Genomic DNA, 19,107 nt, shown 5'->3' on the forward strand with positions numbered 1-19,107 from the left:
GGAGTGCCCCTGTCGTCCTCGCCGAGGACACGATGACGGCCGGGGTGCACTCGGCGACCCGCACGATCGAGGACATCACCGCCGATCCCCCGCGGCCCGCAGTGCGCGGGATGATCGGCGCCCGGGGCGGTGGCAGTTCGCGCAAGGTACTTGCCGAGGTGCTGCCCGATGAGGCCGCGGCCGGCACCCCGCTGTATCTGATGCTCGACGACATCGCGGGCGCGTCCCTCGTCGCCGGATTCGCCTACTCCCGCTGGGTGCCGCGCGAACAGTTGCTCGTGGCGATGGCGAACGGTCCGCGTCGCAACATGGAGGGCATCTGCACGGGGTTCCAGCCGGGCTCGGGGGCGTTGATGCCGGACGGCTCGTCCCAGTGGAACCACCAGGTGCAGACGGTCGGACCATTGGTGCGTGAAGATGATCCGATCGGATGGCACGACCTCCCGGAGATCACCGAGATCTCGATGCGGCGTGCACGCAGGATCGACGTGACGATGGGTGATGTCATCGAGATCGATTCGATGTTCCAGGATTCGTCGACGGTGCCCGATGGTGGGCGTGTCGCCGTGCACGAGTATCTGGTGAGGGCGACCGCGGATCCCGCAACAGGGGAGCTGCTGTCGATCTCGGCCGATCCCCGCGTCCTGCCGTACGACGAGTGTCCACTTGCGTCACTGACGGTCGACCGCATCGTCGGAACCCCGCTTCGTGATCTGAGAGCCGCTGTGCTGGAGATATTTCCGGGCACCTCAGGATGCACACACCTCAACGACGCGATGCGCGCCATGGCGGAAGTGCCCGTGCTCGTCGACTCCTTGCTCGGTCGGTCCCACCGATGAACATCACTTAGTAATACAAGTAGTACAACTTCACTAAGAAAGATGTTAGCCTTGACACATTCCGGTCGTGGAAGTGTCTCCAGGGGCCGGAGAAAATCCGTATCACCCTGTGAGAAAGGCCGAACATGTTTCGACGGCGCACTCTTCGCACGGCCGCCGCTGTGGCCGCTGTAGGACTGCTGGCTACTGCTTGTGGCTCGAGCGAATCCGGTGGCTCCGGCAACTCCGGTGTACCCAACACCGAGGGAACGCTGAGCACGGGCTGGACCACCGGCATCACCAGCCTCGACCCACACCTTGCGACCAGTGAGATCGCCTCGTTCCGGTTCGGGCTCAACATGATCTACGACAGGCTGTTCACTGTGAAGGCGGACGGCACCGTCGACGGCATGCTCGTCGACAACTTCTCGTACTCCGAGAACGGCCTGGAACTCGTGCTCGACCTGCGTGAGGATGTGACGTTCCGCGACGGCTCCCCGCTTGACGGCAACGTCGTCAAGGCCAACCTCGACCGGGCCCGCACCCTCGACAGCCCGTCCGTGAAATCGCGCATGACGCCGGTCACCGACGTTACCGTCACCGGCCCGTACCAGGTCACACTGGCACTGGCCGAGCCGACCGACACCGTGCCGTACGTCCTGGCCGAAATGGCCGGCTTCATCATGCACCCGGATCTGATCGCCAACGGCAATCCTGCCACCGAGACCAACGGCTCCGGTGCGTACTCGGTCGAAAGCTTCGCTGCTGGCGAAAAACTCGTCATTGTCCGTGACCGCACCGACTACTGGGACACCGAGGCTGCGCAGATCGCGAAGATCGAGTACGAAGCCATCTCCGATACTCAGGCGTTCACGAACGCCATGGCCGGTGGCCAGATCGAACTGGGCCAGTTCCTGCCCGGCACCGTCACCGCCGTCGAAGACCGCCGCGGACTGACCACCGTCGACGTCCCGACCGGTATCGGCGTGGAACTGTTCCTGAACCGGGACAAGGCCCCTCTTGACGACGTCAAGGTTCGCCAAGCGATCAACTATGCCTACGACCGTGACGAGATCGTCGAAGCGCTCTATCCGGGATCCGAAGCCCGGCACCAGTACTCGCGCACCGGCCTGCCCGGCTACGAGGCGGCGCTCGACGAGACCTACAGCTACGATCCCGAAAAGGCGAAGCAATTGCTCGCCGAGGCCGGCCATCCGAACGGCATCGACCTGGGTGAAGTCATCATCGTCAACGTCATCACCCCGGGTGTGGCCGACGTACTGCAGGAGCAGTTCTCGCAGGCCGGCATCAAGATTACGCCGATCGTGAAGGACGGACTCGAGGGCCCGACGTCGTTCGGCCGCGGTGAGGCCTCGGCCCTGCTGCACTACTCCCCGCTGGGGACCAGCTTCACGGCCGGCTCCACCTACCGCTGGGGCCCCCGCCTCAATCCGTCCGGCGTGACACCCGAGTATGAGCAGATGCTCGCCGACGCAACCGATCCGCGTCGTTCGGCGGAGGAGCGTGAAGCCTCCTCGGTCGAGCTCAACGCCTACCTCGTCGAGCAGGCGTGGGGCGCTCCGCTCGTGTGGATCACCTACCCGTGGGTGATGAGCGACGAGGTCGGCAACTTCAGCACCGAGATGGACTACTCCACGACGACCGGGCCGTTCGACCAGCGGTACCTGACCGTCTCCGAGTAGAGCGCTCCGAATCGAGATACCCCCGGCCACAAGCCGGGGGTATTTCGCTATCGGTCGAACTTCGGCATCGGTGGAACCTGGTGCAGAAATTGCGATCCGGATGAACCAACCATGAAATCCGGTCCGGAGCCTGAACAAGGCTCCGGACCGGATTTCGTATGAGTGGTCGGCCGATCGGTTTACTGACCGTCGGTCTCGGAGGTGTGGGCCCGGGCCAGAGCCAGTCCCTCGTCGCGGGTCGGGGTGGTGGTGTGCCACCGGCCGCACGTGCAGAAAGCGATGTAGTGGTCGTCCTTGGGCAGGACGGCCTGGGCGTCGCAGTACCCGGAGGACTCGGCCATCGAGGAGACGAACTCGCCGGGCAGGTCGTAGAGAACGCTGTCGCTCATCGGAGTGCTCTTTCAGAAGGTGAAGTGGGCCGGCCGGCCCGCGATCATTCGATGCGGACCGGCCGATGGATTACTGGAGAACGTCAGACGGTGGCGATCGCGGGCTTCTCCGTGCCGGCCGCGGGGAGCTTGGGGCCGCCCGGGAACAGCTCTTCGAAGGTGCCGTGCATGATGCGATCCTTGACCTTCTGATCGACGTTGTCGAACAGGTTGTGCAGAGTCACCTGTGTGTGACCGTAGGTGCCCTCCATGTGCGGGTAGTCGCTGCCCCACATCACGTTGTTGTAGCCCATGCCGGTCATTGCGGCGACAGCCGACTCGTCGTGCTGGAACGACGCGTACACCTGGGAGTAGATGATCTCCTTCGGGGTGCGCTTCAGCTTGGGCCGCACGGCCATCGAATGCTGGCGGTAGCCCTCTTCCATGCGGTCCGCAACGAACGGCACCCAGGTGGCGCCACCTTCGGAGACGAGGACCTTCAGGTTGGGATGACGATCCAGTGCGCCCGAGGCGACGAGCTTCATCACGGCGCGCTGGCCGCCGAAGGTGGTCTCGGTGTAGTTGAGGACCGCACCACCGGGGCCGCGATAAGTTGCGCCGGGAGCGCCTCCGGTCGAGAAATCGATGGGCTCGGTGCCGATATGGAACGCGATGACCATACCGATGTCCTCGGCGAGGGCCCAGAAGGGCTCCCACTCGTCACGGTTGTAGTCCTTCTGCAGGGGATGCGGGTTGACCGGCATGAAGACGGCTTTGTAGCCGATCTCGCCGCAACGCTTGAGCTCGGCGCAGGCGTCCTCGATCGACAGGGTCGAGACCTGTGCTGTGGGGATCAGGCGCGGCGAGTAGTCCATGATCGTTTCCTTGGCCCAGTCGTTGGACACACGCAGTGCCTCACGCAGGACCTCCGGGGTGCGGAACGAGCTGGACCACATGCCGAGCGACGGGAAGATGAGTTCCGACCAGATGCCCTCTTCGTCGAGGTCCTTCAGGCGCAGTTCGACGTTGCCGGCGCCCGGCGCACGGTTGCTGGCGGCGTAGAACTCTTCCTGCGCGATATTGGGGAGCCGGCGACGGAACGCTTGGCCGTCGACGAAGACGGTCTCCCACTTGCCGTCGGGGTCCTTTTCTGAACGAGGAACCAGCTCGGCCAGATCCTTGGGCAGACGCGCACGCCACAGATCGTCGGGCTCGAGGAAGTGCGAATCACCGGAATTGGCCCACAGCTTTTCGGACACTTTGGTCTCCATTCGTTTTGTCACGGCTGATGATGGCGGGGTACCGAGCGGGCTGATCTGTGCTGGTACCGGCTTATGTTGGAGGAAATTCTAGAATGCCGTTTTAGGATGTACAGTGATTATTGCCATGCAGAGGGACGGAAGTCAACCCCAGGCGGTGTAAACAACGGAGGAATGATGCTGCAGAGCAAGGGACGCACACGGGCGCGCACATGGACGAGTACATCCGCGACGAAGGAGAAGGTGCTCGACGCAGCCGTCGAGGTCTTCGGCGAACGCGGATTCACGGCGGCGACCATGGCCGAGATCGTCGAGCGCTCGGGCGTCAGCGTCGGCAGCATCTACCACCATTTCGGTGGGAAGTCCGAGGTCTTCAACGCCATCTGGGAGGACTTCGTCGGATTGCTGCGCGGTCGCGTCGACGAGGTGGTGCAGGCCGCCCGGGATGACGGGGAGACCGACGGCTTCGAGCTGTTCGTTCTCGGAACCCGCGAATATCTCTCACTGATATGGGAAAACCGTGTGCAGGCCCGCGTCATCGCGATGGGGGATACGCCACCGGGGTTCGACGCACAGCGTCGCAGGGCGAGCCGGGTCGGCGGCGACAGCGAGATCGCGATACTCGGCCTGGGGCCGACTCGCAAGGAGAGACTGTTCGGCGACTTCCTCATCGCGATGCGCAACGAAACCACGATTGCATTGTTCGGAACCATGACCGAGGCTGACGCCGAGGCTCTGATCGACGAAACGGAGAAGTACTTCCGGCGGCTCCGCGCCGGTTCCTGAGGCCACGGTCTCGGGCTTATACGAACGAAAGGTGGGCAACGGTTCGAGAACCGTTGCCCACCTTTCGTCGTGTCTTCGTCAGGCGGTAACGAGCCGACGGCGGTGGTAGGACACCGAGCCGTCGAGCAGTTCGTCGACCTTGATACGACGGATCAGCAGGTGCACGTCGTGCTCCCACGTGAATCCGATGCCGCCGTGTACCTGCAGCGCAGTCTGCGCGGTGGCGCTGGCGCCGTCGCCGGTGAACGCTGCCGCTGCAGACACCGCGCGGGTGCGGGTATCGACATCGTCGCCGTCGAGGGCGACGGCGGCGGCCCACAGTGCGGCGCGCGAGGCTTCGACCGACAGCGCCATGTTCGCGCAGTGATGCTTGATGGCCTGGAAGCTCGCGATCGGTTTATCGAACTGGGTGCGCTGTCCGGCATATTCGACCGTCGTGTCGACCAGCCGGGCGGCCGCGCCGAGCGCGTCCATCGCCCGGAATGTGGCGAGCTCGTCGTGCAGGAGCGCGACGGTACCGGACTGCAGCACCGACCAGTTGCCCTCTTCGAGGACGGCGTCCATCTCGGCCACCGACCACGACCGGGTCACGTCGAGGGTCTCCAGGGTGCGGACGGTTACCGTGTCGACGGGCAGCACGGCGGCAACTTCGGTGCCGGTGTCGGTGGTAGCGACGACCAGGATGCTGTGCGCGTCGATCAGGCCGGTGGTCGGAGCTGTCGTGCCGCTCAAGCGGAGCGTTGCGCCGTCGACCTGTGCGTGCAGCGCGGAGTTCTCGAGCGAGGCGAGCGCAGGCACCACGAGCTGGGCGCCGGATTCGGCAGCTTCGAGCGCAGGATGGGCGAGCTGTTCGAGGAGCCGCGCCGCGACCGCGAGTTCGGCGACCGGCAACGGACTGCCCGCACGGCCATGCTCCTCGGCGAGCACCGCGAGGTCGACGTGGGTGCCACCCATGTCTGTAGTCAGAAGCCCGATCAGGCCGGATTCGGCCAGGTGCCGCACGCCTGCGGCGGTGGTGCGCGCGGGGCCGTCGTCGATCACCGGGCGGCGCGCGGCGATCGGATCGTTCTTGGTGAGCCAGGCGCGCTCGGCCTCGGCGAGGGCTTCTTGTTCGTCGCTCAGCGCGAAGTCCATGACACTCCTCCAACGTCGTGTTTGTTGACGTAGTTAACCATGTCACCTACGTTTTTGGGTAGCGCTCGACGCTCGTCTACTGGAATTCTAGGTTCGGATCGAGCGGTCACACGAGCACGGAGGTACAGCATGTCCCACGATCGTCCCGACGCGGCAGTCGAGAGTTCCGACGTCGGCGGTGGCTGGAGCTCGGTGAGTCACCGCGGTTTCGATGCCGGTGTCCACCGTGAACAGCCCGCCCCGTATGACGCCATGATCGCCACCGCCCGAGCCATGCTCGACGACCTGGCGGGAGCAAACCCGCCCCTCGGGGTCGTCGAGAAAGTGGCAGGTCACTTCGCCGACGTGCAAAAACTGGTCGCCGACCATCAGGTCTCCGAACGCCGTCGACCCTTCGGGCATCTCGATGTACCGGGGCGAGCGCAATGCATGTCGCCGGCACTTCTGGTCGACAGATGGGACCGTGGCGGTCTCGAAGGCACCGTCACCTTCGGCAAGTACTACCTCGGTGGGAACGGTGCTGCGCACGGGGGCACGATCCCGCTGATGTTCGACGAAGTGCTCGGCCGTCTCGCGAGCACCGACCGCACACCCTGCCGTACGGCGTATCTCCACGTGGACTTCCGGTCGATCACACCGATCGACGAGGAACTCACGGTCTCGGGATGGTTCGATCGTGAAGAAGGACGCAAGAGGTACCTGCGCGCCGAACTCCGTCACGGTGACGTCCTGTGCGCCGAAGCCGAGGGCCTGTTCATCGAGCTCAAGCCGGGACAACCGTGACGGACGAGGGTGCGTCTCCGGTCGAGGTCACGCGACACGGGCATGTCCTCGTGGTGGAGATGCGGCGTGCGGACAAGCGCAACGCAATCGACAGGGCGATGGCCGATGCGCTCGACCGGGCATTGACGCTCCTCGATGAGGACGGCGACCTGTGGGTCGGAGTTCTTGCGGCGGATGGGCCCGTGTTCAGCGCGGGTAGTGACCTGACGGCCGGGGGCGACTACGTCACCGAACGTGGCGGTGAATACGGAGTGATCCGGCGACACCGCACGAAGCCGCTCATCGCAGCGGTCGACGGGCCGGCTCTCGGCGGCGGCTTCGAGATCGTGCTTGCGTGCGATCTCGTTGTTGCGTCGGATGCGGCGGTGTTCGGACTGCCCGAGGTGGCGATCGGTCTCGTGCCGACGTGCGCTGGGTTGTTTCGCGCGCCGCGGTCCCTGCCGCTCAATCTCGCGCGTGAGCTCGCGCTGACCGGTGATCCCATCTCGTCCTCGCGTGCGTACGCGGCGGGCTTCGCCAATGTCCTGACACCGGCCGGGGAGGCGCGGTCGGCAGCAGTGCAACTTGCGGAGCGGATCTGCAAGAACGCTCCTGTCGCCGTGAGGGCATCCCTTCGTGCGGTCAACGAGATGGCTGCCGCTCACGACGGAGCCGGGTGGGAGGCCACGGACGCCGCAAAGCGTGCCATTGCCGGTTCCCTGGATGCAGCCGAAGGCGTACGTGCGTTTCTCGAGAAGCGATCCCCTGAATGGACGGGCCGCTAGCCCAGGGATGTGCATAACGTAGTAAACTACGTTGACTGTATTGGATCGAGGGGAGTCGCGCGGAGTTCTCCAGGCTGAAAGGGCCCCCATGACCGAAGTCGACACCGGTCCGACCGATGCCGAGGACCTGACGACGTTGAACGATGTCTTGAAGATCGAGCAACTCGACAGGGATCTGTTCCATGCCTTACCGATCCACCACGACGGCCGACCTCTGTTCGGTGGGCAGATCGCGGCGCAGTGTCTCCTTGCGTGTGGCGCGACCGTTCCGGAAGGACGGCATCCGCATTCGCTGCACGGCTACTTCCTTCGGAGAGGTGATTCCGCGCGGCCCGTCATCTACCGTGTGGATCGCGACCGCGACGGTCGCAGCTATTCCGCGCGTCGCGTCGTTGCTCTGCAGGACGGTGAAGTGCTCTTCAGTATGGCTGCCTCGTTCCGCGTCCGCACCGACGGTGCGGAGTTGGACGGCGAGCCCCCGGCGTCGATGCCTCCGCCCGACGAATGCCGCGCAATCCCGAGTGGGCTACCCCTCGATGCGCGCGTCGACGTATGGCCGGACCGCACACAGTTCTTTCCGACGAGATTTCATGTCCGTCCGATCGGCGAGTTGCCGGTGGGGGATGTGCTCGTGCATGCGGCCGCGTTGACGTACATGTCGGACTTCTCTGCAGGGCTACCGAAGCTCCTCGGCGGAGAGGTCCTCGGGCCGAGCCTCGACCATTCCCTATGGTTCCACGATGTGCCGAACTGGGACGGCTGGCTCCGGGTCGACTACGAACCGGGTGCCGCGGGCGGCAAGCGCGGTTGGTATTCCGGAGCTATCCGCGACGAGGCCGGCCGACGCATCGCGAGCCTCGCGCAGGAAATGGTGTACCGCGACGACGCCCCCGCTCCAGATGCCCCATGAGGAGAATTCGATGACCGATGAAAAACCTGCCGATGTCGCTGCCCGCGCGGTCCGTCGGCTCACCTCTGCGATTCTCAGCGCGCGCGCACATGGGGCGGTCGATCCGGACCTGGCAGCCGAAATCTCCGAACTCGCGGACCTGCTCGATGCAGAGGCCGTCGACGCCGTCGACTGCATCAGCGGCAAGGTCGGCACACACGACGGTGCGCTCGAGCGCAGCCCGGTGAGCGGTCCCAAGAATCCGGTGGCAATTCCCCTGCGATTCGAGCTCGACGACGACGGAAACGCCTCAGCGCCCGCCGAATTCCCGGCGCAGTACCAGGGCCCGGCAGGATTCGTGCACGGAGGAGTGTCGGGACTCATACTCGATGTGGCCATGGCCGTGGCGAACAGTGGTTCGAACAGACCGGGCATGACAGCTGAGATGACGCTGCGCTATCTGCGACCGGTTCCCCTGCATCGGGAGGTGACCGTACGCGGCCGCCACCTACGCGCGGACGGACGCAAGATGTGGGCTCGGGGCACGATCGAAGTCGACGGCGAGGAAGCCGTGGTGTGCGACGGACTTTTCATCTCGAAGGAGCTATCGCTATGACCACACTCGAACACAGGGCCCGCCCCCTCGACGTGTCGGCTGCGGAACAGGACTACGCCGCGGCACTCGAGCGGGACGCCGCAGCACTGCGACGAATTGTCGACTTGACGCAGCGGGTCGACAGCAATCATCCACTGTTTCTCGAAGTTGCCGAACGGCTGGACACGTTGTCGGAACGGCTGGAAAATCCGGTCGACACGGTGACCGAGACCGTCCGTAACCCCGGCTGGCGTCACGACCCGGTCAGCGGCGTCGAGAACGCGATCGCACTCCCACTTGTGCTCGAGTTCGAGGACGACCGGACGGTCCGAGCCGAGTTCGAGTTCGGCCTGCCCTATCAGGGCCCCAACGCTTTTGTGCACGGCGGGATATCGGCGATGGTCCTCGACCATGTCCTGAGCGCGGCTGTGCCCCCAGGCGATGTACCTGTCGTCACTGCACAACTCACCATCCGATACCACCGACCCGTCCCGTTGTTCGTGCCCGTGACCATGGTCGCGCGCGAGACGGATCGGGATGGACGCAAGGTATGGGCAACAGGGGAACTTGCCGTGGACGGCAAGGTTGCGGTATCGGCCGAGGGATTGTTCATCGAGAAGAAACTGAAGTCCGCACAATAGGCGTGCCGGTCAGGAGGAAGTGTGGTCACCTGGAGAATTCCGGACGCCCGAAAGGAACTGTCGCGGTACTACACCGGTACTGAGAAGTGCCTGACATCCGTCCCTGGAGAGTCCCCGATCGACGACTCTGCAGCCCAGCTCCGTCGAATCGTCGAGGCGTTGTCGCTCACGAAACCCGAAGCAGTGCACCTGTCGGCGGTCACCGAGCGACTTCGCGACCTCGCCGACGAACTCGAAGCGCACGCCGAGTCGCCAGCCGATCGCCTGTTCGGGATGTGGGATGGCGACGGTGTCGTCCGGCACGATCCGGTGACCGGACCGGAGAACACACTTGCTCCGCCTCTGGTCATGCATGTCGCGGAGGACGGCTGGGTCGAAGGGGAAGTGACACTGGGCCTGCCGTATCAGGGTCCGCCCGCCGCGGTGCACGGTGGCATCTGCGCCGCACTGCTCGACGCCGCACTTGCCGTCGCCAACCATCGTGCCGGGAACAACGGCATGACCGCGAAGCTCGAAATCCGGTACCAGCGTCCCACTCCGCTGTATCGGCCCATCACAGTACGTGCCAAGCAGTTGAGGTACGAAGGCCGCAAACGGTTCACGGTGGGAGAGATCGTCGTCGACGGTGAGGTCAGCGCCACCGCCGAAGGATTGTTCATCGCTCGGCGCCCTTCCGTGGCTGCCGACCAGTCAGCGGGAGACGACACATGAAGTACGTCCGACTCGGCAACAGCGGACTGCAGGTGTCCAGGCTCGCGCTGGGCTGCATGAGTTATGGCACGCCCGACACCGGTCAGCATTCATGGACTCTCGGGGAGGACGACGCGCGGCCCTTCATTCGCACGGCCGTCGAGGCGGGTATCAACTTCTTCGACACCGCGAACAGCTACTCCGGCGGCACGAGTGAAGAAATCCTCGGCCGCGCGCTGAAGGAGTACGCCAAGCGCGAGAATGTCGTGATTGCCACGAAGGTGTTCGGCCGGGTGCGGCCGGGCCCCAACGGAAGTGGATCGTCGCGCAAGGCGATCATGACCGAGGTGGACGCCAGTCTGCGCCGCCTGGGCACCGACTACATCGATCTGTACCAGATCCACCGCTGGGACCCTCGCACTCCGATCGAGGAGACTCTCGAGACACTGAACGACCTCGTGCGGTCCGGCAAAGTCCGGTACCTGGGTGCGTCGTCGATGTTCGCGTGGCAGTTCTCCAAAGCGCTGTACACCGCCGACCTGCACGGTTGGACCCGGTTCATCTCGATGCAGCCTCACTACAACCTTCTCAACCGCGAGGAGGAACGCGAGATGCTGCCGCTGTGCGAGGACCAGGGAATCGGGGTATTGCCGTGGAGTCCGCTGGCTCGCGGCCGTCTGACCCGTCCGTGGGACACCACCAGCGTGCGTGCCGAGAGCGACGAGTTCGGTAAGAGCCTGTACGGCGACGACGACAAACCGATTGTCGACGTTGTCGGTCGCATCGCGGATGAGCGCGGTGTGGAACGCGCCCAGGTAGCGCTCGCGTGGGTGTTGAGCCGGTCGGCCGTGACGGCACCGATCGTCGGCGCCACCAAGCCCAAGCACCTCGCCGACGCGCTGGCCGCGCTGGAACTCGAATTAACGGATGAGGAGTATGCTGCGCTCGAATCGCCTTACCGTCCAAGGCCGGTCGTCGGCTTCGCCTGAAGTCGGCCCGGTGATCGTCGACCCGGTCAGGGGCAGGGCTGGGGGCTTGCTGCCCTCATGATCACATCGACGAGAGGTTCGACGTGGGCTGCGGCATTTTGTCGTGCGTCGTCGCGTACGTCGAACGGCATCGAGAGAACGTGTACCAGGATCGAGCCGACGAGTGATTCCACGAGCGGACGAACGGGTACATCGGAGGTCAGTTCACCGCGGTCGGCGGCGTGCGTGAAGATCGCGGTGATGCCGGACCGGATTGCCTGGGTGACCCGCTCCTGGAACGGGTCGAGCATCGTCGGGCTCGCGGTGGAGTCGACCGAGATGCGCAGGGTTGCCCAACCTGTCGGGTCGAGGAAGTGGTGCAGGATCCGAGTCGCGGCGTCTGTGAGATCTTCGCGGAGATTGCCGGAATCGCTTGTCTCGGAAAGCGGAAGAGCGACGGATTCGACGCCGGCGATAAGCAATTCTTCCTTGGTCGTCCAGCGGCGGTAGAGAGCTGACTTGCCGACTCCCGCGCGCCGCGCGACCCCTTGCATGGTGAAGGACTGCCAGCCGGTCCGGGCGTACTCCTCGAGAGCAGCAGCAATGAGGCGCTCGCTGACGTCGGGGTCGCGCGGGCGCCCGGTCGGGCTTTGCTGCTTCTCGGGCATTGCTCCTCGATTCCGAGTGTGACTGCACATCGAACCAATCTTCACACTCTGTGGTTGCCTGCGGGCACACCCTTGCGGACTCTAGGCGTCCGTAATACTGTGTGATCTGACTAACATATTCAGCTAAGTCATCCTGCATTTTCTTTCACTCACGTCGGTGGCCGTGAGTGCAACCAGTGCGCGAACCGTCGTATCACGCTCCTGCGAAAGGAATCTCGTTGGCCGATCTCGAAGGCAGAGTCGCATTCATCACCGGTGTCGCCAGAGGGCAGGGCCGCGCACACGCGGTCAAGCTGGCTTCGCTCGGCGCCGACATCATCGGTATCGACATCTGCAAGGACATCGATTCGATGGACTATCCCAACGCTTCGCGTGAGGATCTGGACGAGACCGTGCGCCTCGTCGAGGGCCAGGGCCGTCGGATGGTCGGCCGAGTTGCTGATGTGCGGGATCGTGCCGGGCTGGCCGCCGCTTTCCAGGAAGGCGTTGCGGAGTTCGGCCGGCTGGACATCATCATCGCCAACGCGGGCATCGTGCGCCTGACTCCGTGCGCCGAGGAAGAGCGGGAAACTCTGTGGCGCGACATCATCGACACCAACCTCACCGGTGCGTGGAACACGGTCGAGGTCGCGTTGCCCGCCATGCGCGAGGGCGGACGCGGTGGGTCGATCGTCCTCACCAGTTCGAGCGCCGGACTGAAGGGGACCGCATCCGATCAAGCCGGATCGCAGGCCTATACGGCCGCGAAACGCGGTCTCGTCGGCCTGATGCAGACGCTCGCGAGCCAGTATGCGCCCGAGTGGATTCGTGTGAACACCATCCATCCGACCGGTGTGGCAACCGGAATGACGATGAACGCGACGATGGAGAAGTTGTTCGCCGCGGCCGCCGCGGGGGAGGACTCCGGGATGGCGACCATGCAGAACGCTCTGCCGATTCCGATTCTGCAGTCCGAAGACATTGCCAACTCGGTCGCGTGGCTCGTCTCCGACGAGGCCAAGTTCGTCACCGGAATTGCACTGCCGCTCGATGCCGGCTTCAACGTCCGTTAGCGCCGCACCCGACTTCCGAGCACGACAACAGGAGCAACCATGACCACTGCAGTAGCGGATCTGACCCGTCCCGACGTTCACTTGCACATCGGCGCCGAACGATTGGCAGAGGGATCGGCGGGCACGTTCGACCACGTGAACCCGGCCAGCGGCAAGTCCGACAAGACAATTCCCATGGCAGGTCCGGACGAGGTCGATCGTGCGGTGGCAGCCGCCGCGGAGGCATTCGAATCGTGGAAGCGCACCGCACCGGCGGAGCGGGCACGGTTGCTGCATCGACTTGCAGATCTGATTGCGGCCAACACCGAGAAATTCGGCCGGCTGGGCGCCATGGACAACGGCACCCCGCTGGGTACGGTCGCGAGTCTCACCGAAAAATCGATCGCGTGGACGCGGTACTACGCCGGATGGGCCGACAAGATCACCGCTGAGGTGACCTCGACGTTGACTGCCGACGGGGAGTTCGGCTACACCCTGCGCCAGCCCTACGGGGTGGTGGGCATCATCATCACCTGGAACGGGCCGCTGATTTCCCTGGCGATGAAGATCCCGCCCGCGGTCGCCGCGGGCAACACCGTCGTGGTGAAGCCGTCCGAGCTGACGCCGTTCTCGGCGGAACTGTTCGCCGATCTCGTTGTCGAAGCAGGGTTCCCGCCCGGCGTGATCAACATCCTGCCCGGTGACGCCGCGTCCGGGGCGGCACTCGTCGAGCATCCGCAGGTGAAGAAGGTCTCGTTCACCGGTGGCCCGGCCACGGCGTCGAAGATTCTCGCCGCGTGCGCGCCGACGATGAAGCCGGCGGTGCTCGAACTCGGCGGCAAGTCCGCCAACATCGTGTTCGAGGATGCGGATCTGCAGGCCGCGTGTGGTTTCGGCACGATCATGTCGGTCGGTGCGATGGCCGGACAGGGCTGCGCATTCCCCACCCGGATGCTCGTCCACGAGTCGATCTACGAGCAGGTGGTGGCCACGGTGAAGGCGATCGCCGAGCAGATCGTCGTCGGCGATCCGTTCGCCGAGGGCACCTTCGCCGGACCTGTGGTCAATCAGGCAGCGTTCGAGCGAATTCAGGGCGTGATCGCGAAGGCGAAGGAAGACGGTGCTCGTCTTGTGACGGGCGGTGAACCGGCGCGGCTCGACGGAGAACTTGCGGGTGGGTTCTTCCTGCAGCCCACCGTTTTTGCCGACGTCGACCCACAGTCGGATCTGGCGCAGAACGAGGTATTCGGGCCAGTGCTCGCGATCACTCCGTTCCGCGACGAGGCCCACGCGATCGAGATCGCCAACGGCACCCGTTACGGTCTGTCCGGCTACGTGCACACCAAGGACCTCAAGCGCGGTCTGCGGGTCGCCGAAGAGTTGATCACGGGTGAGGTGCTGATCAACGGCGCCGCTAACTTGGCGGTCAACCGTCCGTTCGGTGGTCTCGGGCTCAGCGGCCTGGGTAAGGAAGGCGGCAAGGCTGGCATCGAGGAGTTCCTGTTCACCAAGGGCATCGGTATCGCCTGACACTTTCCACGTCGAATACCCGGCTCCTGCACTTCGGGAGTCGGGTACTCAGCGCGTAAAGGTGCGTCGTGGTGGCTTCGAATGTAATCGCGCCGGTCTACCCGCGCTCAGAGCGTGAAGGACGATTGCGCTTTCGTCGGTCCGGACATGAGATGCGCGGCCACATTGCGGGCATCTTCACCGCAGATGACATCTTCAGGTTGCCTACCGATCTTCAGATACGCGTACTGGCCGTTCCTCCGATGACGCGCACCGCATGAGGTCGAGCGCGAACCCGACATAGTGTTCTGCTACCTGTTCCGGGCTCAACGGTCCGTCGGGACGCCACCACGTGGGCAGTGCGGTGCACATGGTGACGACAGCTCGTGATGCCTCGTAAGGATGATCAGCGCGGAAGCGGCCTTCGCGAACTGCGGCTTCGACTTCCACGTCGATCATGCGCTGCTGAACACTGCGCTTGTCGGCGATCGTGATCCGGTTTTCGGCATCGAAGCTGCGCATCTCACTCGCTCCGACGAAGCCGAGTTCTCTGCGGTGCGTGTGGTACAGCGTGAGGTTTTCGATGAGCAGGCTGAATCGCTCGACCGGACTACGTCCCTCGTCCCGCGCGGCTTCACTCCGTTGGTGCAGGTCGGTCATAGCGTATTCGAGGAGGGTCACCAGCATCTGTTGCTTGCTCGTGTAGTGGTGGTAGATCCCCGCGACGGACAACCCGCAGCGAGCGGCAATGCTCCGCATGTTCGCGCCGTGATAGCCGATTGCGACGAATTCGTCGAGCGCCGCCTGAAGGACGGGGTCGAAATTCAGGGGCGCGTAGGTGCGCCAGTCGGATCCCGTCGGCTCGACAGCGCTTCGAGGTTGGGCGGGTGGTCTCGGCGACGGCGGCGCGAGCGGGAGTTTCGGATTCACCGGGTCGACGTCGATCGCGAGGATGTGCGACACGTCCAGATTCAGGGCTTCGGCTATCCGGCCGAGTCGAACGACGCTGAGTCCGGTGTTGCCGTTCTCGATCTGGCTGATCGTGGCCGGGCTGACGCCGAGTGCGCGCGACAGCGCGCGGAGACTGGTCTGCCGCGACATTCGCGCCGCGCGTATCTGCGCCCCCAGAATCGCGTCTGCCGGCCGAGGCCTTTCGTCGCTGATCGCCATGTCCACCCACTCTCCCTGCGTTCAGAAATTCTAAACATAGCCAGTCCGTGGGTGGACTCCGGCGTCAACTCCGCTGCCTACCCTCGGACTTCCTTCAATACCGGCGTCGCGGCGAACTCGGCGCGGGCGAGCGAGCGACGGTGCACCTGGTCGGGTCCGTCGGCGATCTGGAGGAAACGGGCCTGTGCGTAGAGCACGGGCAGAATGGTGTCCTGCGACAGCCCGGCGCCGCCGAAGATCTGCATCGCGTCGTCGATGATCTGCTTGACCGTGAGCGGCACCAGCACTTTGGCGGCCGCGATGTCGTGCCGGGCATCCTTGGTGCCCTCGACATCCATTCGCCAGGCAGCTCGCAGCACCATCAGGCGCGCGGCGTCGAGTCGGATGCGGGCGTCGGCGACGGTCGCCTGCACCACACCCTCGTCGGCGAGGGGCCGCCCGAACGCGACACGTGTGCGGGCGCGTTCGGTCATCAATGCAATCGCGCGCTCGGCCATGCCGATCAAGCGCATGCAGTGGTGGATTCGTCCGGGACCGAGGCGAGCCTGCGCAACCGCGAATCCCTTGCCCCGAGGTCCGAGAAGATTTTCCTTGGGAACACGAACGCTGTCGAAGACGATCTCGCCGTGGCCGCCCTCGTGGCGGTCGGTGAAGCCGAGAACAGTGGTGGACCGGACGATGTTCAATCCGGGGGTGTCGATGGGGACGAGGACGATGCTGTGGCGGCTGCCGACCGTGGCGTCGGGGTCGGTGACACCCATGACCATGGCCACCCGGCAGTCGTCGCGCAGTGCCGCGGTGGACCACCATTTGCGGCCGGTGAGCACCCATTCGTCGCCGTCCTCGGCGATCTCGAGCCGGACGTTGTTGGCGTCGGAACTCGCGACGTCGGGTTCGGTCATGGAGAAGCACGACCGGATCTCGCCGTCGAGAAGCGGGGCGAGCCACTCCTTCTTCTGCGCGTCGGTGCCGTAGAGGTGCAACAGTTCCATGTTTCCGGTGTCGGGTGGGGAACAGTTGAACGCCTCGGGGGCGATCAGCGGACTCCAGCCGGTGAGCTCGGCGAGGGGTGCGTACTCGAGGTTGGTCAGCCCCGCACCCTCGCGGGCGGGGAGGAAGAGATTCCACAGGCCCTGGCGCTTTGCGGCGGCCTTGAGGTCGGCCATGATCGGCGGCGCACCCCAGTGGTCCGGTTTGGACGCGAGTTGCTCCTCGGCGATCGCCTCGGCGGGCAGCACCCGTTCCTGAATGAACGCCGACACTTTTTCTTGCAGTCCGAGGACTTTCGGGCCGTACTCGAAATCCACTTCCGTGCTCCGATCCGGTTCGATGGTGGGGCCGCGCTCAGCGGCGAAGTTCGGTGACCGACGAGGTTGCGGCGAGTTCGAGGGCGCGTTGCAGCAGCGGGCCGACCATGTCGGCGATGTCGTCGAAGCCGTCACCGACGGTGCCGCCCTGCGCGTGCCGGGCGTTGATGCCCTCGAGGATGACGGCGATCTTGAAGTCGGCGAACACCGTGTACCAGTCGACATCGGGAATCTCGATGCCACGCTGTGTGATGTACCGGTCGAGAAGCTCTGTGCGGGTGGGGAATCCGTCGAGCCGAGCGAGACCCTCGGTGATCGGGTTGTCGATCGTGCCGGGTTGGTCCCAGAAGCTCAACATGATTCCGACGTCCGCGAGGGTGTCACCGAGCGTGGCCATTTCCCAGTCCAGTACCGCGACGATCTTCCCCTTGTCGTCCCGGGACGCGAGGACGTTGTCGAGTTTGACGTCACCGTGGACGATGCCCGGGAAGTGCGAGGTGGGCAGCGCGCGGCGGAGCTTGTCGAGCAGCACGGACACCTCGGGGCGATGGGTGGTGCGTGAGGCTTCCCATTGCCGTTCCCAGCGGCCGAGCTGGCGTTCCAGATAGCCGTCGGGGCGACCGAACGAGCCGAGGCCGACGGCGTCCGGGTCGACGCCGTGCAGCACGGCCAGGGTGTCGACCAGGTCGAAGCCGAGTCGGTGACGTTCGTCCGAGGTCAGGTCCGATGCCTGCTCGACCGTCCCGACGGGCACTCCGTCGATGAACTCCATGAGGTAGAACGGTGCGCCGAGAACATCGGTGTCTTCGCACAGCAGCACCGTGTCGGGTACCGGGACCGCCGAGTCGGCGAGTCCCTTGATCACCGTGAACTCGCGCTTCATGTCATGTGCGCTCGGCAGGACGTGCCCGTACGGGGGACGTCGCAGAACCCACGTCCGGTCGGTGTCGGCGACGCGATAGGTGGGATTCGAGCGACCACCGCTGATCAGCGAGACGGTCAGCTCGCCACTCACGCCACCGTCGAGTGCGCCACCGAGATACTTCGTCAGCGCGCACACGTCGATTTCAGTGGTCATCGACTTCAGTGGTCATCGGGATACCTTTCGGAGGGACTCAGCAAACCGAACGATCGTTCGGTGTAAACATTATCACCGTCCGGCAGAAGACGAAAGAGGCCGGCCGGTTGCGATCACCGGCCGGCCTCGTCTCTGTTCGAGCAGGATGTCGGAACTACACGGGGCCCATGCGAATTGCGCCGTCGATCCGGATGGTTTCGCCGTTGATCATGGCATTGTCGACGATCGACAGGGCCAATTTGGCGTACTCGGCCGGGACGCCCAGACGTGACGGGTGCGGGACCTGAGCCGCGAGGGATTCGCGGACCTTGTCGGAGAGGTTGTTCAGGATCGGTGTCTCGAACGTGCCGGGCGCGATCGTGACGACGCGAACGAGCTTGCGCGCGAGATCGCGTGCGCCGACGAGGGTCAGTCCCACGATGCCGGCCTTTGCGGAGGCGTAGGGAGCCTGGCCGATCTGGCCTTCGAACGCTGCCACGGACGCGGTCATGATGACGATGCCGCGTTCGCCGCCGACTTCTTCGTTCTTGACCATGCGGGCCGCGGCCAGGCGTAGCACGTTGAAGCTGCCGACCAGGTTGATGTCGACGACCTCCTGGTAGAGCTCGAGACTGCCGGGCGTGCCGTCCTTTTCGACGAGGCGCAGCTTGCCGCCACGGCCGGCGCAGTGCACGACGGCGCGAAGCGGGGCCTTCTTCTCGGCCTCGGCGAGTGCGGCGTCGACGGCATCCGCGTCGCGGACGTCGGCGGGCGCGAATGTCGCGAGTTCGCCGAGTTCCTTGGCTACGGTCTCACCGTCGGAGGACGGCAGGTCGATGATGACGGTCGGGACACCCCGCGCGATGAATGCTTCGGCGGTTGCCCGTCCGAGGCCGGAGGCGCCGCCGGTGACCGCGGCAGACGCGTTGGTGAGATCCATGGAAGGGTGACCTTTCGTTCGTAAAAG

At 64.8% G+C, this 19,107-nt stretch carries 20 protein-coding genes; 12 read left to right on the forward strand and 8 right to left on the reverse strand.

All coding sequences use genetic code 11. The annotated features are described in order from the left end of the window. Window positions 1–839, forward strand: an 839-nt coding sequence (locus tag Q8814_RS04020; RefSeq protein ID WP_330150722.1) for a DUF2889 domain-containing protein, incomplete at its 5' end; no start/stop codon positions are given. A 161-nt stretch (window positions 840–1,000) separates the two neighbouring features. Further along, entirely contained in the window at window positions 1,001–2,521 is a 1,521-nt protein-coding gene (locus tag Q8814_RS04025) for an ABC transporter substrate-binding protein (protein WP_330150723.1), read from the forward strand. A gap of 179 nt (window positions 2,522–2,700) precedes the next feature. On the opposite strand, the gene Q8814_RS04030 is transcribed toward Q8814_RS04025, so the two are convergent. Further along, window positions 2,701–2,910 carry a hypothetical protein gene (locus Q8814_RS04030; protein WP_330150724.1) on the reverse strand — a complete coding sequence of 70 codons (210 nt, stop codon included), beginning with the start codon at window positions 2,908–2,910 and terminating at the stop codon, window positions 2,701–2,703. Window positions 2,911–2,993: 83 nt separating this feature from the next. Then, window positions 2,994–4,160, reverse strand: coding sequence for an amidohydrolase family protein (locus tag Q8814_RS04035; protein ID WP_408015827.1), 1,167 nt, complete (start codon window positions 4,158–4,160; stop codon window positions 2,994–2,996). Between the two features lie 162 nt (window positions 4,161–4,322). On the opposite strand from Q8814_RS04035, the gene Q8814_RS04040 reads away from it, so the two are divergent. Then, window positions 4,323–4,934: a TetR/AcrR family transcriptional regulator gene (locus Q8814_RS04040; protein WP_330150726.1), complete on the forward strand. Its 612-nt coding sequence runs from the start codon at window positions 4,323–4,325 to the stop codon at window positions 4,932–4,934. A gap of 78 nt (window positions 4,935–5,012) precedes the next feature. Here the strand turns inward: Q8814_RS04040 and Q8814_RS04045 are convergent, their stop codons facing one another. Continuing rightward, a complete protein-coding gene (locus Q8814_RS04045) occupies window positions 5,013–6,068 on the reverse strand; it encodes an acyl-CoA dehydrogenase family protein (protein WP_330150727.1) in 1,056 nt (351 codons plus the stop codon). A gap of 129 nt (window positions 6,069–6,197) precedes the next feature. On the opposite strand from Q8814_RS04045, the gene Q8814_RS04050 reads away from it, so the two are divergent. The 7 genes from Q8814_RS04050 to Q8814_RS04080 all read left to right on the forward strand — a co-directional run bounded on the left by Q8814_RS04050 (window position 6,198) and on the right by Q8814_RS04080 (window position 11,419). Continuing rightward, window positions 6,198–6,851: a PaaI family thioesterase gene (locus Q8814_RS04050; protein ID WP_330150728.1), complete on the forward strand. Its 654-nt coding sequence runs from the start codon at window positions 6,198–6,200 to the stop codon at window positions 6,849–6,851. Next, window positions 6,848–7,615: an enoyl-CoA hydratase-related protein gene (locus Q8814_RS04055; protein ID WP_330150729.1), complete on the forward strand. Its 768-nt coding sequence runs from the start codon at window positions 6,848–6,850 to the stop codon at window positions 7,613–7,615. Before Q8814_RS04050 ends, Q8814_RS04055 begins: the two co-directional genes overlap by 4 nt. A gap of 88 nt (window positions 7,616–7,703) precedes the next feature. Further along, window positions 7,704–8,525: an acyl-CoA thioesterase gene (locus Q8814_RS04060; protein WP_330150730.1), complete on the forward strand. Its 822-nt coding sequence runs from the start codon at window positions 7,704–7,706 to the stop codon at window positions 8,523–8,525. Window positions 8,526–8,535: 10 nt separating this feature from the next. Further along, entirely contained in the window at window positions 8,536–9,120 is a 585-nt protein-coding gene (locus Q8814_RS04065) for a PaaI family thioesterase (protein ID WP_330150731.1), read from the forward strand. After that, window positions 9,117–9,740, forward strand: a complete 624-nt coding sequence (locus Q8814_RS04070) for a PaaI family thioesterase (RefSeq protein ID WP_330150732.1) — start codon at window positions 9,117–9,119, stop codon at window positions 9,738–9,740. The genes Q8814_RS04065 and Q8814_RS04070 overlap by 4 nt, the downstream gene beginning before the upstream one ends. A gap of 57 nt (window positions 9,741–9,797) precedes the next feature. Continuing rightward, window positions 9,798–10,451 carry a PaaI family thioesterase gene (locus Q8814_RS04075; RefSeq protein WP_330150773.1) on the forward strand — a complete coding sequence of 218 codons (654 nt, stop codon included), beginning with the start codon at window positions 9,798–9,800 and terminating at the stop codon, window positions 10,449–10,451. After that, window positions 10,448–11,419 carry an aldo/keto reductase gene (locus Q8814_RS04080; protein WP_330150733.1) on the forward strand — a complete coding sequence of 324 codons (972 nt, stop codon included), beginning with the start codon at window positions 10,448–10,450 and terminating at the stop codon, window positions 11,417–11,419. Before Q8814_RS04075 ends, Q8814_RS04080 begins: the two co-directional genes overlap by 4 nt. Before the next feature lie 26 nt (window positions 11,420–11,445). On the opposite strand, the gene Q8814_RS04085 is transcribed toward Q8814_RS04080, so the two are convergent. Further along, window positions 11,446–12,066, reverse strand: coding sequence for a TetR/AcrR family transcriptional regulator (locus tag Q8814_RS04085; RefSeq protein WP_330150734.1), 621 nt, complete (start codon window positions 12,064–12,066; stop codon window positions 11,446–11,448). 218 nt (window positions 12,067–12,284) lie between these two features. Between Q8814_RS04085 and Q8814_RS04090 the strand changes: the two genes are divergently transcribed. Together Q8814_RS04090 and Q8814_RS04095 are read left to right on the forward strand one after the other, a co-directional pair. Further along, complete coding sequence (locus tag Q8814_RS04090; RefSeq protein ID WP_330150735.1) at window positions 12,285–13,118, forward strand: mycofactocin-coupled SDR family oxidoreductase; 834 nt, start codon at window positions 12,285–12,287, stop codon at window positions 13,116–13,118. 39 nt (window positions 13,119–13,157) lie between these two features. After that, window positions 13,158–14,627: an aldehyde dehydrogenase family protein gene (locus Q8814_RS04095; protein WP_330150736.1), complete on the forward strand. Its 1,470-nt coding sequence runs from the start codon at window positions 13,158–13,160 to the stop codon at window positions 14,625–14,627. A 204-nt stretch (window positions 14,628–14,831) separates the two neighbouring features. Here the strand turns inward: Q8814_RS04095 and Q8814_RS04100 are convergent, their stop codons facing one another. From Q8814_RS04100 to Q8814_RS04115, 4 genes are all read right to left on the reverse strand, one after another. After that, window positions 14,832–15,776, reverse strand: coding sequence for a TetR family transcriptional regulator (locus Q8814_RS04100; protein ID WP_330150737.1), 945 nt, complete (start codon window positions 15,774–15,776; stop codon window positions 14,832–14,834). Between the two features lie 77 nt (window positions 15,777–15,853). After that, on the reverse strand, window positions 15,854–17,083 hold the full coding sequence (locus tag Q8814_RS04105; RefSeq protein ID WP_330150738.1) for an acyl-CoA dehydrogenase family protein: 1,230 nt from the start codon (window positions 17,081–17,083) through the stop codon (window positions 15,854–15,856). A 37-nt stretch (window positions 17,084–17,120) separates the two neighbouring features. Then, window positions 17,121–18,161 (reverse strand): phosphotransferase family protein, encoded by a 1,041-nt coding sequence (locus Q8814_RS04110; protein ID WP_330150739.1) that lies wholly within the window; start codon window positions 18,159–18,161, stop codon window positions 17,121–17,123. A 154-nt stretch (window positions 18,162–18,315) separates the two neighbouring features. Next, on the reverse strand, window positions 18,316–19,080 hold the full coding sequence (locus Q8814_RS04115; RefSeq protein ID WP_330150740.1) for an SDR family NAD(P)-dependent oxidoreductase: 765 nt from the start codon (window positions 19,078–19,080) through the stop codon (window positions 18,316–18,318). Window positions 19,081–19,107 lie beyond the last annotated feature (27 nt).

The sequence above is a fragment of the Rhodococcus chondri genome (assembly GCF_036327435.1).
Taxonomy (GTDB): Bacteria; Actinomycetota; Actinomycetes; order Mycobacteriales; family Mycobacteriaceae; genus Rhodococcus; species Rhodococcus chondri.

Excerpts from the sequence above, each read along its gene's own strand:
- Q8814_RS04030 (WP_330150724.1), bottom strand. The coding sequence starts at position 2,910 with ATGAGCGACAGCGTTCTCTACGACCTGCCCGGCGAGTTCGTCTCCTCG.
- Q8814_RS04035 (WP_408015827.1), bottom strand. The coding sequence starts at position 4,160 with ATGGAGACCAAAGTGTCCGAAAAGCTGTGGGCCAATTCCGGTGATTCG.
- Q8814_RS04040 (WP_330150726.1), top strand. The coding sequence starts at position 4,323 with ATGATGCTGCAGAGCAAGGGACGCACACGGGCGCGCACATGGACGAGT.
- Q8814_RS04045 (WP_330150727.1), bottom strand. The coding sequence starts at position 6,068 with ATGGACTTCGCGCTGAGCGACGAACAAGAAGCCCTCGCCGAGGCCGAG.
- Q8814_RS04050 (WP_330150728.1), top strand. The coding sequence starts at position 6,198 with ATGTCCCACGATCGTCCCGACGCGGCAGTCGAGAGTTCCGACGTCGGC.
- Q8814_RS04060 (WP_330150730.1), top strand. The coding sequence starts at position 7,704 with ATGACCGAAGTCGACACCGGTCCGACCGATGCCGAGGACCTGACGACG.
- Q8814_RS04065 (WP_330150731.1), top strand. The coding sequence starts at position 8,536 with ATGACCGATGAAAAACCTGCCGATGTCGCTGCCCGCGCGGTCCGTCGG.
- Q8814_RS04070 (WP_330150732.1), top strand. The coding sequence starts at position 9,117 with ATGACCACACTCGAACACAGGGCCCGCCCCCTCGACGTGTCGGCTGCG.
- Q8814_RS04080 (WP_330150733.1), top strand. The coding sequence starts at position 10,448 with ATGAAGTACGTCCGACTCGGCAACAGCGGACTGCAGGTGTCCAGGCTC.
- Q8814_RS04085 (WP_330150734.1), bottom strand. The coding sequence starts at position 12,066 with ATGCCCGAGAAGCAGCAAAGCCCGACCGGGCGCCCGCGCGACCCCGAC.
- Q8814_RS04095 (WP_330150736.1), top strand. The coding sequence starts at position 13,158 with ATGACCACTGCAGTAGCGGATCTGACCCGTCCCGACGTTCACTTGCAC.
- Q8814_RS04100 (WP_330150737.1), bottom strand. The coding sequence starts at position 15,776 with ATGGCGATCAGCGACGAAAGGCCTCGGCCGGCAGACGCGATTCTGGGG.
- Q8814_RS04110 (WP_330150739.1), bottom strand. The coding sequence starts at position 18,161 with ATGACCACTGAAATCGACGTGTGCGCGCTGACGAAGTATCTCGGTGGC.
- Q8814_RS04115 (WP_330150740.1), bottom strand. The coding sequence starts at position 19,080 with ATGGATCTCACCAACGCGTCTGCCGCGGTCACCGGCGGCGCCTCCGGC.